Genomic DNA, 13,756 nt, shown 5'->3' with positions numbered 1-13,756 from the left:
CTGTAAAGGAGGCCCTTGGCCGCGCCGCCGGCAATGCTCTCTTGCTCGACAGCGGCATTGATGTGATCCAGCGCGTCGCTCAAGTGTTCCACTTCGGGGGGTTGCTGCGGATCCGGCTTGGAAGGGGTGTCTGGCGTCATGGTTTGTAGCCTTGTCTGTTGCGCGGGAAGGCGCCGGGCCGAGGCCAGGCGCGTGATTCTATTCTACGCGCCCGGGGGCGCCGCGCGACCTTTGCATCGCATGGGATTGCGTTTGCGCAAGGCCCTCGCGCCGCGTATCAAAGCCGTGGCGGCGTTACTCATAAGCCACATATCAGGTGCCTGGCGGCGAGCTTCGGCGCGGCTCCCGATTGATAAAAGCTCTTGCGCCGATTAATACAATCATCCCACCAGGCTTGGCTTCGCGGGCAGAATGGCGCTACACGCTGCCGCATCGGCCGGGTTTCATCACCGCGTACGGCAGCGCACCGTGGGGCTGATGGGCAGGGTATTGAATTCCCATCAACTGGTAACATATGAGCAGCATCCCGCCAATCGTGGCTGTCCCGTCGCTCGGGACAAGCCCGCACCGGGTAAAGCGCCTGGCTACAGCTATGCGCAAACTCGTGTAATGTAGCGGTTCGGCAAATCCCGCCTTCAAATTAAACAGAGCGAAACCAGAGGTTTTCCGCCATGAGTGAACAAATCAAGTATGTGAGCGACGCCTCCTTCGACGCAGACGTGCTCCAGTCCGACAAGCCTGTCCTGCTCGACTTCTGGGCAGAATGGTGCGGTCCTTGCAAGATGATCGCCCCGATCCTGGACGAAGTGGCCAAGGACTACGGCGACAAGCTGCAGATCGCAAAGATCAACGTCGATGAGAACCAGCAAGTGCCGGCCAAGTTCGGCATTCGCGGCATCCCCACGCTGATCCTGTTCAAGAATGGCGCGGTTGCCGCGCAAAAGGTCGGCGCGCTGTCCAAGTCGCAACTGACCGCATTCCTCGACGGCAATCTGTAATATGCCGGCCCGGGGCGCGGCGCCATCAGGCGTGCCCCCGGTGTAGCCACAATCCGACGTGCGTGCGCCTTCCCTGGCGCACCGTCCGGATTGTGCTAAGATGGCATCAACAACTTCCCCGAGCGTTCGCTCATTTCCTCCCCCTCCTTTAGGTCCAGCCCGTCCGGGCGCCTCTGTACCCCTCGTCTATGCACCTGACAGAACTCAAATCGCTTCACGTGTCTGCGCTTCTCGAAATGGCCGCGACCCTCGAGATCGACAACGCACAACGGATGCGCAAACAGGAGCTGATGTTTGCGATCCTGAAGAAGCGCGCCAAGCTGGGCGAAATCATCTTTGGTGACGGCACCCTGGAAGTCCTGCCGGACGGCTTCGGCTTCCTGCGCTCGCCCGAGACCTCCTACCTGGCAAGCACGGACGACATCTACATCAGCCCTTCGCAGATCCGCCGCTTCAACCTGCATACCGGCGACACGATCGAGGGCGAAGTACGGACCCCCAAGGACGGCGAGCGCTATTTCGCACTGGTGAAGGTGGACAAGGTCAACGGTCAAGCGCCTGAAGCGGTCAAGAACCGCATCATGTTCGAGAACCTGACGCCGCTGCACCCGAACCGGCCGCTGACGCTGGAGCGCGAAATCCGCGCCGAGGAAAACATCACCGGCCGAATCATCGACATGATCGCGCCGATCGGCCGCGGCCAGCGCGCCCTGCTGGTGTCTTCGCCCAAGTCCGGCAAGACCGTGATGCTSCAGCACATCGCSCACGCGATTGCGAACAACCATCCGGAAGCGGACCTGTTCGTGCTGCTGATCGACGAACGCCCGGAAGAAGTGACCGAAATGATGCGCTCGGTGCGCGGTGAAGTGGTGGCGTCGACCTTCGACGAACCTGCCATCCGCCACGTGCAGGTCGCTGAAATGGTGATCGAAAAGGCCAAGCGCCTTGTCGAGCTCAAGCGTGACGTGGTGATCCTGCTGGACTCGATCACCCGCCTGGCACGTGCCTATAACACGGTGGTGCCGGCCTCGGGCAAGGTGCTGACTGGTGGTGTGGACGCCAACGCGCTGCAACGCCCCAAGCGCTTCTTCGGCGCTGCGCGTAACCTGGAAGAAGGCGGCTCGCTGACCATCATCGCCACCGCGCTGATCGAAACCGGCAGCCGCATGGACGACGTGATCTACGAAGAGTTCAAGGGCACCGGCAACATGGAAGTGCACCTGGAACGCCGCCTGGCGGAAAAGCGCGTCTATCCGTCGATCAACCTGAACAAGTCCGGCACCCGCCGCGAAGAACTGCTGATCAAGCCCGAGATCCTGCAAAAGGTCTGGGTGCTGCGCAAGTTCATCTCGGACATGGACGAAGTGCAGGCCATGGAATTCATTCTCGACAAGATGAAGGCGACCAAGAACAACGCCGAGTTTTTCGATATGATGCGCAGAGGCGGCTGATCGTTCGCTATGCCGCGCGCCGCGGTTCGCGCGCTGGCACTGCACTGGAAGGGCGCGCCTCGGCGCGCCCTTCTGCGTTTCCGCCCTGTGCCTGCAGGAGTCCCATGTTCGGCCGACTGAGCCACTTCCTGCGCGCGCGCTCGCGCGTGCGCAAACTCGAACACTACGCGATTCCCGACGCGCTGTGGACGCACACGGTGGCCAAGCTGCCGTTCGTGCAGCGCTACGGCGCCGCCGATCTCGCCGCCTTGCGCGAGCTCGCCACATTGTTCATCGCCGAAAAGGAATACTCCACCGCGCACGACCTGCCGCTCACCGACGAGATGGTGACGAGCGTCGCGCTGCAAGCCTGCGTGCCCATTCTCAAGCTGGGCATCGAGTGGTATCGCGGCTGGCGCGGCATCGTGCTCTACCCCGGCGAGTTCGTCATCCGCCGTACCGTCGAGGATGACATCGGGCTGGTGCATGGCGTGGTTGAGGAAGCCAGTGGTGAAGCCTGGGAACACGGGCCAGTCATCCTCTCCTGGCCCGATGTGCAGGCGCCCGGCGCCGGACTGAATGCGCGCCATGCCCACCACCCCGACGACACCTACAACGTGGTCATCCACGAGTTCGCCCACAAGCTCGACATGCTCGACGGCGAGCCGGACGGCGTGCCGCCCTTCTCTCGCGTGCTCCATCCGGGCATCGACCGCGAGCAGTGGGCCGAGACCTTCCTCACCGAGTACGACCGCTTCGCGGATGCGTGCGAGCAGCAGTCCGACCATGCCTGGGACCATCCGGAACGGCTGCCGCCGGCGCTGCGGGTGATCGACCCATATGGCTGTGAAGCGCCCAGCGAGTTCTTCGCGGTGGCCTCGGAAACCTTCTTTGTCGAGCCGGGCGGCCTGCGCAGGCACTGGCCAGCCCTCTATGATTCGCTCGCGGCGTTCTATCGCCAGGATCCAGCCTCCATGTGATCGAAGATCAACCTCTCGGCGCCCCCGGCCGCCGTGCGCATCGCGCACTCAAAACTTGCCCAGCTTTTTGTTTTTCTGCGATAATCCCGGATTGTCCGTTATCGGCAAGTGGTTCGTTCGCCGCAACGCTGCCAGTGCAATCAGCGCATCCAGCTTCTGGTGCTTTTTTTAGCGCTTTTGGCAATGGCAGCAGCAGCAGCACGGCAAACAACGGACTGGCTACCCAACCTGAAAGGAAACACCATGAAAGAAGGCATTCACCCGAATTATCGCGAAGTCGTATTCCTCGACGTGTCGAACGACTTCAGCTTTGTGACCCGCTCGACCATCCAGACGCGCGACACCATCACCCGCGACGGCAAGGAATACCCGCTGGCCAAGATCGAAGTGTCGTCGGAATCGCACCCGTTCTACACCGGCACCCAGAAGATCATGGACACGGCCGGCCGCGTCGAGAAGTTCCGTCAGAAGTTCGGCAGCAAGCTGAACAAGCTCACCGCGAAGTAATTCGCCGCGAGCCCGCTCGCTGCATGGCCTCGGACAAAATGCTCCGGCGCCGCGCACCCAAGCAAAGAGGCAGCATCGGCTGCCTCTTTGCTTTTGCAGCCTCCGCGCGATCGGCACCAACCGGCGCCCTCCGGATGCAGCTAACCGGGAGCGCCCCGCCCCGGCGGCCCCCAAGACCCACCAATCAATGAGCGCAGCCAAGACTTCCCGTGTCCACCTGACCGCAGCCGCCACCGGTACGCTTCCGCGCGCACTGTTGCTGGCCATCTGCATCATTTACGGCCTGGCTGGCCTGTTCGGCCGCGATCCGTGGAAAAACGAGGATGCGGCCGGCTTCGGCGTGATGTGGCAACTGGCCACCGGCGGCACCCAGGACTGGCTGATGCCCAATATCGTGGGCCGCCCTTATGGCGAAGACGGCCCGCTGGTGTTCTGGGTTGGCGCCCTGATGATCCGCCTGTTTGGCGGCTGGCTCGGCGCGCCGGACGCGTCGCGCATCGCCACGGCACTCTTTTACTTCGGCACCTGCGCACTGATCTGGTACGCGACCTACCTGCTCGGCCGGCGTGCCGAGGTGCAGCCTTTCGCCTATGTCTTCGGCGGCCAGCCCAACGCGCGCGACTACGGCCGCACGCTGGCCGACGGCGCCCTGCTGATCTTTCTGGCCTGCGTGGGCCTGGCCATGCGCGGCCACGAAACCACGCCACAGGTTGGGCAAGTTTGCTTTGTCGCCATGAGCCTGTATGGCATGGTGCGCAGCCTGGACAAGCCAATCCAGGGCGGCATCTGGCTGGGCGTCGGCCTGGGCGCGCTGACCCTGTCCAGCGGGCCGGTCATCCCGCTGGTCTTGCTCGCCTCCGTCATCCTCTGCGGCCTGGCCTGCAAGCCCCTGCCCCTGCCGCGCGTGCTGCTGGCAAGCGTGCCGCTGGCGCTGGTGCTGGTGGCAGCCTGGATGGCCGCCGCCTACTTCGGCGCAACCGACCACAACGACGCGGTGACCTTTATCCGCGAGTGGTCGCGCTACGATCGCCGCACCTACGGCGCGCCGAACGCCGCCGCGCTCAACTTCATCGCGCGCAACCTGCTGCTGTTTACCTGGCCGGTGTGGCCAATTGCCTGCTGGGCCTGGCTGAGCTGGTCGGGCATGCGCCGTGCGCCRCATGTGGCGCTGCCCCTGGCGATGCTGCTGCCACCGCTGCTGCTGCTGTTTCTGCTGCGCGCGCCGGGCGACGTGCAGTTCATCCTGCTGCTGCCGCCGATGGCCGTGCTTGCCGCGTTCGGGTTGCCAACGCTCACGCGCGCCGCCATCAATGCGATCGACTGGTTCGCCCTGCTCTTCTTCACCATCTTCGGCGGCTTCGTCTGGTTCATGTGGATCGCCAGGACGACGGGCCAGCCGCCGCGCATCGCCGCCAATATCTACCGTCTGCTGCCGGGCTTCCAGCAAGATTTCACTGTCAGCGCGATCATCTATGCGCTGCTGGTGACGGCAGCCTGGGTCCTGATCGTGCGCTGGCGCCTGTCGCGCGCGCCTAAGCAGATCTGGCGCCCGGTGGTGATCTCGGCCGCTGGCACCACGCTGATGTGGGTGCTGGCCATGACGCTGTGGATGCCATCGATCAACTACGGCAAGACCTATCGCGACGTGGCCCAGGCCGCCTCGATGGCGCTGCCCACGGCGTATAAGTGCGTGCAGCCGATTCGCATGGGCGACGCGCAGCTGGCCTCGTTTGCCTATTTCGGCCATATCCGCTTTGGCGGCCCGGAGGACGGCTGCGACGTCCTGCTGCGCCACGACCCCGTCGACTACGGCGAGCCCACCAGCATCTCGCACTTCGAATGGCGCCTGATCTGGGAAGGCCGGCGCCCCTCCGATCGCGACGAGCGCTTTCGCATGTATCGCCTGGTCGATATGTCCCGGGCCGCGCCGCCCCGGCCCAGCCTGCCCGGACGCCGGCTGCCAAGCCACCCCTGAGGTGGCTGCGCCGCGCCTGCCCGCATGAACGTGTTCCACGATATCCGCCGCATTTCCGTGCTGGCCGCGCCGGTCCTGGTCGGCCAGCTTGCGGTGATCGCCTTTGGCGTGATCGACACCATCATGGCCGGGCGAGCCTCTGCCATCGACCTGGCCGCCGTGGGGCTGGGCGGGTCCATCTACATCACGGTCTACATCAGCTTGATGGGCGTGCTGCAGGCGCTTGCCCCGATCGCCGGTCAGCTCCATGGCGCCGGGCGCGCAGCGGAAATTGGCAGCGAGGTCAGGCAGGCCGCCTGGCTGGGACTAGCGCTGGCCATCCCCGGCATGTTGCTGCTCTTGTTCCCCGGCCCGCTGCTGGAGTTTGCCCAGGCACCGCCGGAGCTGGTCGAGAAGGCAACACACTACCTGCATATCCAGGCGTTTGGCTTGCCAGCCGCACTGGGCTTTCGCATCTACTCCGCGCTCAACAACGCCTTGTCGCGCCCGGTCATGGTGACCGTACTGCAGCTCGTCGGGCTGGTGGTAAAGATTCCGCTCAATGCCTGGTTCATCGATGGCGGCTTCGGCCTGGCGCCGATGGGCGGGCCGGGCTGCGCGCTGGCCTCGGCGCTGATCAGCTGGATCTGGTGCATCTCCGCCATCCTGATCCTGCGGCGCAACGCGGCCTACCGCCCTCTGCAGATCTTTTCCAGCTGGGCGTGGCCACAAGCGCGGCCGATCCGCGCACTGTTGCGCCTGGGCGTGCCGATGGGGCTGACCTACCTGATCGAGATCACGTCGTTCACGCTGATGTCGATCTTCATCACGCGCATGGGCACCGTGGTGCTGGCTGGCCACCAGATCATTGCCAACCTCGGGGCGGTAGCTTATATGTTGCCGCTGTCGCTGGCGATCGCCACCTCCACGCTGGTAGCACAGTCCATCGGCGCGCGCGACCAGGACAGCGCACGCCGCATTGCCCGGCGCGGCATCTGCTTGGCGGCTGTGCTGGCGATCATGGTCGGCGGCCTGCTGTGGATCCTGCGAGAACCGCTGCTGCATGCCTACGCTAAGGATCCGGCAGTGGTGCGCGCCGCCCTTCCTCTCATGTTGTTCATCGCCTTCTATCAGGCATTCGACGCGGTCCAGGTCATGACGGCATTCATCCTGCGCGCCTACAAAATCGCACTGGTGCCGACCTTGATCTACGCAGTGTCGCTCTGGGGAGTCGGCCTGGGGGGCGGCTACGTGCTGGGCTTTGGCTTGATCGATGCCCTGCCCGCCTTCACACGGGGGGCCGCGGGGTTCTGGCTGGCCAACAGCATCAGCCTGGCCATTGCCGGCTCGCTGCTGGTGCGCTACTTCGTCACAATCAGCCGGCGCGATGCAAGCTGAGCAAGCGTTGGAACGCGCAGCGGATGGATTATCTCAGCTGCACGAGGGCATATATAGCCGAACAAGCGCTGACCGCCGCCAGCCACAACGCGATAATGCCTGCCTGGCTAGCAGGCATGGCCCGGCATAATRCCGCCACGCCATCACCGTGTGCGCGCCGAATCAAATAGCAGGGATTATCAGGAACTGCCGGAGCGAATGCCGGGCAGCAAAAGAAAAAACCCGCATGGCATAACCATGCGGGTTTAGTTTTGGCGGAGTGGACGGGACTCGAACCCGCGACCCCCGGCGTGACAGGCCGGTATTCTAACCAACTGAACTACCACTCCATACTCTTACTTGCCACCGACAGCGATGCTTTCGACGACAAACCGAACGTTTGGTTACGTTCGTTATTTGGCGTCCCCAAGGGGATTCGAACCCCTGTACTCACCGTGAAAGGGTGATGTCCTAGGCCTCTAGACGATGGGGACAGAAACTTGTCTTTCGACTTATTCCGTCTGGCACCGTGAGTATCTCAAAACCAGATTTTCACAGCACCCTGGAAGTTTCGACTTACTACACTCGAACTTCYGGCATTTTGGTGGAGCTAAGCGGGATCGAACCGCTGACCTCYTGCRTGCMAKGCARGCGCTCTCCCAGCTGAGCTATAGCCCCATGGTACTACGTTACCGCCTACTTCTTTTACCACCGCTGCTTTCGCAGCGTTTCGCGTTTGTTTCTTCGTTTCAGCGAAGACAAGATTATATAAACAACCTTGCTTTTTTGCAACCCCTTTTTTAACTTTTTTCTGCGATCCACATTACTGCGGGATTACTTCTTATCGCTTCCATCCGTTATGCCCGCTTGGTTTTTGTCCGCGCTGCAGGGAGAACAAGATTATGCTGAATTCCTGGCAGGAGCGCAAGCCCCTGCCAGGAATTTCTGCAAAATATTTCAAGCAAGCCCGGCCTGGATGCGGCGCAGCACCGTATCGCGCCCAAACAACTCCAGCACGGCATCGATGGCAGGCGTCTGCAACTGCCCCGCCACCAGMAGGCGGACCGGCATGGCCAGCTTGGGCATCTTCAGGCCAAACTCGGCCAGCACCGCCTTGAAGGCCGCGCTGATCTCCTCGCGCTTCCACTCGGTGAGTGCCGCCAGCCGCGTGGCCAGGGCCTGCAGTGCCGGCAGGATGTCGGCGTTGAGGTGTTCTGCCTTGAGCGCTGGATCCGGCTGCGGCTCGCCGCGGTAGAACAGCAGCGCGGCCTGAGCCACGTCCTTCAGGGTATTGGCACGGTCCTTCACCAGCCCGATGACGCCCTCCAGGCTYGCRCCCTCCACCTTGCCGCCCAGCGCCTCGATGAAKGGSYGSGTCARMYCGGCCAGRCGSGCGTTGTCGCCCACCTTGATGTAGTGGTTGTTCAGCCAGGCCAGCTTTTCCGGGTTGTACTGCGCCGGGGACTTGCCCAGGTGCTCCAGGTCGAACCACTCCACGAACTGCTCGCGCGAAAAGATCTCGGCGTCGCCGTGCGCCCAGCCCAGGCGGGCCAGGTAGTTGAGGACGGCCTCGGGCAGATAGCCTTCGTCGCGGTAGCCGGTCACGGGCATGGCGCCATGGCGCTTGCTCATCTTCTCGCCCTGCTCGTTGAGCACCGTCGGCAGGTGAGCGTACACGGGGGCAACGCCGCCCAGCGCACGGATAATGTTGATCTGGCGCGGGGTGTTGTTAACGTGGTCGTCGCCGCGGATCACGTGGGTGATGCGCATGTCGAGATCGTCGATCACCACGCAGAAGTTATAGGTCGGCGTGCCGTCCGGGCGCGCGATCACCAGGTCGTCCAGTTCCTCGTTGGAGATTTCGATCCGGCCCTTGACCGCATCGTCCCAGACCACGCTGCCGCCAATCGGGTTCTTGAAGCGGATCACCGGCTGCACACCGGCCGGCGGCACCGGCAGGACCTTGCCCGGCTCGGGACGCCAGAACCCGTTGTAACGCGGCTTCTCACCGCGCTCGCGCTGCGCGTCGCGCAGAGCGTCCAGCTCTTCGGTGCTCATGTAGCAAGGATAGGCCAGCTCGCTGCCCAGCATCTGCTTGACCACCTCGCGATAGCGGTCCATGCGCTCCATCTGGTAGAACGGGCCTTCGTCGATATCGAGATCGAGCCAGGCCATGCCTTCCAGGATCACGTCCACCGATTCCTGCGAAGAACGCTCGACGTCCGTGTCCTCGATGCGCAGGATGAAATCGCCCTTCATGCGGCGCGCAAAGGCCCAGGGGTAGAGCGCGGAGCGGATATTGCCGAGGTGAATGAAGCCGGTCGGGCTCGGCGCGAAGCGGGTGCGGACGCGTTGTTGTGTCATAGAGGAATGAAACAAAAAAGCCCGCGCACGAATGCGCGCAGGCCGGGGTGTGGCGGGTAGGGACAGGGTCATTGCTGACCCGTCCCCCCCTAAGAACCGTACTTGCGAGTTTCCCCGCATACGGCTCAAGCCTTTCGAAATCCCCTCACATTGAGGGGGCCGGTTTCTTAACGGTTAGACCGTGGTTATGTACTTGGATGTGACAGTCTGGATGCAACAGTACCCGATTTCCTAGAGCGTCCGAGCCACCGTGTACACGATACTCAATATGATGGTCATGCCACCCCGTCTCTTTGGTCATCCTGCACTGGCACAACGCACACAAGCCGTGCTGTGAAATGTACAACTTGATCCATTGCTTTCGGTGCGACATGCTATTCAACATGCGCTTCTGCTGCAAGGTCTCGCCATACCTCTCCTGCGCCGGATCAAAGGGGTGGTAATCCCCTCGGACTTTCTGGTGGCGCCGGATGGGTGTTCGCGGTAGCGAGTACAACTCCACCCTATCCTGACTGCCGTCGTCTCTCACTACTGTGGTTCCAAACACCCAACTTCGATCACCCCTGGATGCAAAGTACTTCTTACGAATCCAGGTGGGCGTCTTGTTGGYGTGCCTCCGTTTCGCCCACCGCCATAGAGCACGAAATATGTCGTGTTCCAGACGGTTGAACGTGGCTTTTGCCACCACCGGGCTGTGATACTGCGCCCAGCCCCTCAGCAACGGGTTCAGCAGTAGGATGAGCTTCTCCTGCTGCACCGCTTTGTTAGCACTGATGACAGCCTTCACCTTGCGATAGAACGTTTGCACGTTTTTCTTGCTTGGCTTGATGAGTAGCTTTCCCAGGTACTTCCGGAAATTCCACCCCAGAAAGTCAAAGCCGTGTGCGATGTTGACGATTCGCGTTTTCTCCGTCGAAAGCGTCAGTCCCCGTACTGCAAGGAACTGCTCTACCCACGGTTTCACTTCATTCGCCAGCATCTCTTGCGAGGAACCGGTGATCACGAAGTCATCTGCGTATCGGACTACATTCACCTTCAGCTTCCGAGACTGGGCTACCCCGAGCGTTGCCGTCACATGGCTCAACAGTTGCTCTTCCAGTCCATTCAGCGCTACGTTTGCCAATGTCGGGGAGATGATGCCTCCCTGCGGCGTTCCAGCCTCGGTTGCCTGAAACTGGCCCTGAAATACCACGCCAGCCTTCAGCCACTTCCTCAGGATCGCTTTGTCCATTCGGACATTGCTCTCCAGCCAGTCATGACTGATATGGTCGAAACAGCCTTTGATATCCGCTTCCAGCACCCATTGGGCTGAGACCTTCTGTGACAAGGCCACGTATAGCTGGGACATGGCATCCAACGTGGAACGATTGAGCCGGAACCCATACGAGTTCGGATCGCTCGTCCCTTCGGACACTGGTTCCAACGCCAGCAGGTACAAGGCCTGCATGGCTCGATCCAACATGGTCGGAATGCCTAGTGGGCGCTCCTTCCCGTTGGCCTTAGGGATAAAGACCCGCCTCAATGGCATAGGTCGGTACCCTCGGCGCTTCAACCGCCCAATGGCTTCCCACCGGGCTTCAGGCGAATCCCACAGTTCGCGATCGACGCCTGCCGTTCGCTTACCTCGGTTTGCCGCCACTCGTCGTACCGCCGATGCTTTGGCGGACCACGAGCGGGTCAGAGACCTTTGCAGAGCTTTCACCCTGCGCCAGTCCCCTTCCTTTGTTGCCTTCGCAATTCTGACCTGCATCTCCCGAACGTTCCGCTCTACTCTGCGCCAATTGATGGCCGCCCAGCTACGCGATGCGTCGGAAAGCGCAGAATCATCCTTGCAGATGATTACTTCCATGCTGCTCTCCTATCTTGAGGGCTACCCCAACATCAAGAGAGACAACTTGCCCCCTAAGGGGCACGTTGGCCCCCTAGGGGAAAATTTCACATTCAAGCGAGATCTGTCAGTTCGTCTTGCGACGAAAGACCAGTTGGAAGTCTGCCCGCTTTCGCGTGGAGTGATGTTGCAACCCCTATCCGAACCATTACAGCCCGGCATTCGCTTTTTCCAACCTCCCATACCCGCACAACCGACAGCGTCCCTTACGGTTCGCCTGCCGAAGTCAACTGCGTCTCGGCGGCCATACGGGCTTACTGCGTTCCCTGCACGTTACAAGACCGGGTTAGGGCCTGCCTATTCGCCGGTGGTCCAATGACGACGTATCCCAAGATCCTAGCGGGATAACCGACCACGTACCTTTTGGTTGATGCCTAACAGCAGCTTTGGCACCGCAATGCTTACGACGTTTATCAGCAGTTCACTTAAGTTACCCATGCCAGTCAGCCTAGCTCCTCAACCCCAGTGCTGCTTGGAGTCTCTACAGTTCTACCTCACGGACGAACCGCACCCTTGCGGGGGCTACATTGTCAGGAAAGCTTCACACCCCACCGTCACCAGTGACGCATGTCTCCCTAGGCTACTGCTAGTCGCATAGCAGGTTCTCTATCGGGGGCAGCCTCGCGGCTGGCTCCGACCGAACCATAACGCACAGAGCTTATCGCCCTGATCTTCTTACCCACTCTTGCGGGTCAAAACGTCGCGCACACCTTCGCCTTATGGGCGAAGACATCCGCCCCTGGCGTAGTATGACGATCGTCAGCTCATACTCAGGCACTACGCCTGAGGAACTACCATTGCAGAGACGACTCAGGGTAAACCCCAGTCGTTACGTTTAAGTTGCGGCGGAGGCCGCTGCGAGTTCAAGGCTCTCGCATCGCACAGGATCGCCGCATTATAGCAAGCAGGGCGCTGTATCCCGCCCCGCCCGGCGCCAGGATGYCCGGCCGCGCGGAATCATTTATGCTCTGCCCGGTCTGAATGCTGTCGCGTGGGACGCGTGTCCAGCGCGGACAGCACATTCCTGCCGTCGTGGCGCTGGCCGCGTCGAATACGCCACTTCTCATCCCCTGGTTATCCATGCAACGACGCAACTTCCTTGGCGCCGGCGCGGCAGCACTGCTGGCCGCCTGCTCCTTTGGCCCCAAGCCGGGCACCCTCACCGCCACACCGGAAACACCGGCCGTGCCGTCCCTGGTGCCCGTGGCGCCAGCTCGCCCCATCAGGATTGGCCTCGCGCTTGGCGGCGGCGCCGCGCGCGGCTTTGCCCATATCGGCGTGATCAAGGCGCTGGAGGCGCAGGGCATCCACCCGGACCTCGTCACCGGCACCAGCGCGGGTGCGGTGGTCGCAGCGCTCTACGCCTCGGGCATGAGCGGCTTCCAGCTCAACAAGCTGGCGCTGACGATGGACGAAGCCGCCATCGCCGACTGGGCCCTGCCCTTCGGCACCCGTTTCGGCGGCTGGCTCAAGGGCGAGGCGCTGCAGAACTATGTGAACAAGCTGATCGCCAATCGCCCCATCGAGTCCATGAAGCTGCCGCTGGGCATCGTTGCCACCGATCTCAAGACCGGCCAGGGCATCTTGTTCCGGCGCGGCAACACGGGCCAGGCGGTGCGCGCGTCCAGTAGCGTGCCGGGGGTGTTCCAGCCGGTCTCGATCCAGGGACACGACTATGTGGACGGCGGCCTGGTCGAGCCCGTGCCGGTGGACTCCGCGCGCACCATGGGCGCGGACTTCGTGATCGCCGTGAATATCTCCGCCGAGCCTTCCAGCCAGAAAAGCAATGGCCAGAGCGGGGTATTGCTGCAGACCACCGCCATCATGGGGCAGTCGATCAGCAAGATGGCACTGGCGCGAGCCGATGTGGTGATCCGCCCCGATCTGCCGGACATKGGCGGCAGCGACTTCAACTCGCGCAACCGCGCCATCCTGGCCGGCGAGCAAKCCGCCGCCGCCGTGATGGCGAGCCTGCGCGACAAGCTAGCCCAGGCACGGCTGCGGCCCGCCGGAACGGTAGCCGCGCAGTAAGGAGCGGGCGGCACCAACGAAAAAAGGACTGCATGGCAGTCCTTTTTTCGTTGACTGGCGCGGACCGCGTCCGCGAGCCGTTCAGCCGCCGTAGAGCGGGCGGTTGACTGCGTTGGGATCGAAACGCTTCAGGGTTTCGACCATATTGCCAAGGTTGTTGGCGCTGCCGCTGTCCTGCGGCGCGTCGTCGATACGGCGCGCACCGTTATAGCGTGTCACCCAATACG

9 protein-coding genes, 3 tRNA genes and 1 pseudogene are annotated in these 13,756 nt (G+C 62.3%); 7 read left to right on the top strand and 6 right to left on the bottom strand.

Annotation, left to right across the window (positions count from 1 at the left end):
- The first annotated feature begins 671 nt into the window (after nt 1–671).
- The 6 genes from trxA (at nt 672) to AC1DS3_RS24930 (ending at nt 7,267) form a co-directional block, all read left to right on the top strand.
- Nucleotides 672–998 (top strand): thioredoxin TrxA, encoded by a 327-nt coding sequence (gene trxA / locus AC1DS3_RS24955; protein WP_010814265.1) that lies wholly within the window; start codon nt 672–674, stop codon nt 996–998.
- Between the two features lie 188 nt (nt 999–1,186).
- Nucleotides 1,187–2,449, top strand: a complete 1,263-nt coding sequence (gene rho / locus AC1DS3_RS24950) for a transcription termination factor Rho (RefSeq protein WP_043347534.1) — start codon at nt 1,187–1,189, stop codon at nt 2,447–2,449.
- Nucleotides 2,450–2,553: 104 nt separating this feature from the next.
- Complete coding sequence (locus tag AC1DS3_RS24945; protein ID WP_441636879.1) at nt 2,554–3,408, top strand: M90 family metallopeptidase; 855 nt, start codon at nt 2,554–2,556, stop codon at nt 3,406–3,408.
- A gap of 243 nt (nt 3,409–3,651) precedes the next feature.
- Nucleotides 3,652–3,915 (top strand): type B 50S ribosomal protein L31, encoded by a 264-nt coding sequence (locus AC1DS3_RS24940; RefSeq protein ID WP_006157720.1) that lies wholly within the window; start codon nt 3,652–3,654, stop codon nt 3,913–3,915.
- Between the two features lie 187 nt (nt 3,916–4,102).
- A complete protein-coding gene (locus AC1DS3_RS24935) occupies nt 4,103–5,890 on the top strand; it encodes an ArnT family glycosyltransferase (RefSeq protein ID WP_441636882.1) in 1,788 nt (595 codons plus the stop codon).
- Nucleotides 5,891–5,914: 24 nt separating this feature from the next.
- The gene (locus tag AC1DS3_RS24930) at nt 5,915–7,267 is read left to right on the top strand and encodes an MATE family efflux transporter (protein WP_441636884.1); all 1,353 of its coding nucleotides are present in this window, start codon (nt 5,915–5,917) and stop codon (nt 7,265–7,267) included.
- Nucleotides 7,268–7,519: 252 nt separating this feature from the next.
- On the opposite strand, the gene AC1DS3_RS24925 is transcribed toward AC1DS3_RS24930, so the two are convergent.
- The 5 genes from AC1DS3_RS24925 to ltrA form a co-directional block, all read right to left on the bottom strand.
- Nucleotides 7,520–7,596 (bottom strand) — tRNA-Asp (locus AC1DS3_RS24925).
- A 68-nt stretch (nt 7,597–7,664) separates the two neighbouring features.
- Nucleotides 7,665–7,740: transfer RNA gene (locus AC1DS3_RS24920), tRNA-Glu, on the bottom strand.
- Between the two features lie 108 nt (nt 7,741–7,848).
- A tRNA-Ala gene (locus AC1DS3_RS24915) sits at nt 7,849–7,924 on the bottom strand.
- Between the two features lie 279 nt (nt 7,925–8,203).
- The gene (gene gltX, locus AC1DS3_RS24910; protein WP_477128162.1) at nt 8,204–9,610 is read right to left on the bottom strand and encodes a glutamate--tRNA ligase; all 1,407 of its coding nucleotides are present in this window, start codon (nt 9,608–9,610) and stop codon (nt 8,204–8,206) included.
- 145 nt (nt 9,611–9,755) lie between these two features.
- Nucleotides 9,756–11,459: a group II intron reverse transcriptase/maturase gene (ltrA, locus tag AC1DS3_RS24905; protein WP_477128161.1), complete on the bottom strand. Its 1,704-nt coding sequence runs from the start codon at nt 11,457–11,459 to the stop codon at nt 9,756–9,758.
- Between the two features lie 1,119 nt (nt 11,460–12,578).
- On the opposite strand from ltrA, the gene AC1DS3_RS24900 reads away from it, so the two are divergent.
- A complete protein-coding gene (locus AC1DS3_RS24900) occupies nt 12,579–13,529 on the top strand; it encodes a patatin-like phospholipase family protein (RefSeq protein WP_477128160.1) in 951 nt (316 codons plus the stop codon).
- 81 nt (nt 13,530–13,610) lie between these two features.
- Here AC1DS3_RS24900 and AC1DS3_RS24895 read toward each other — a convergent pair.
- Nucleotides 13,611–13,756: pseudogene (locus AC1DS3_RS24895) on the bottom strand (peptidoglycan endopeptidase); the annotation flags it as partial.

The organism is Cupriavidus sp. 01L46, from assembly GCF_056399905.1.
This window is presented reverse-complemented; position numbering and strand designations above follow the sequence as displayed.

Bases quoted from the DNA above. Each gene is read 5' to 3' on its own strand.
- trxA (WP_010814265.1), top strand. From the start codon at position 672: ATGAGTGAACAAATCAAGTATGTGAGCGACGCCTCCTTCGACGCAGAC.
- AC1DS3_RS24945 (WP_441636879.1), top strand. From the start codon at position 2,554: ATGTTCGGCCGACTGAGCCACTTCCTGCGCGCGCGCTCGCGCGTGCGC.
- AC1DS3_RS24940 (WP_006157720.1), top strand. From the start codon at position 3,652: ATGAAAGAAGGCATTCACCCGAATTATCGCGAAGTCGTATTCCTCGAC.
- AC1DS3_RS24930 (WP_441636884.1), top strand. From the start codon at position 5,915: ATGAACGTGTTCCACGATATCCGCCGCATTTCCGTGCTGGCCGCGCCG.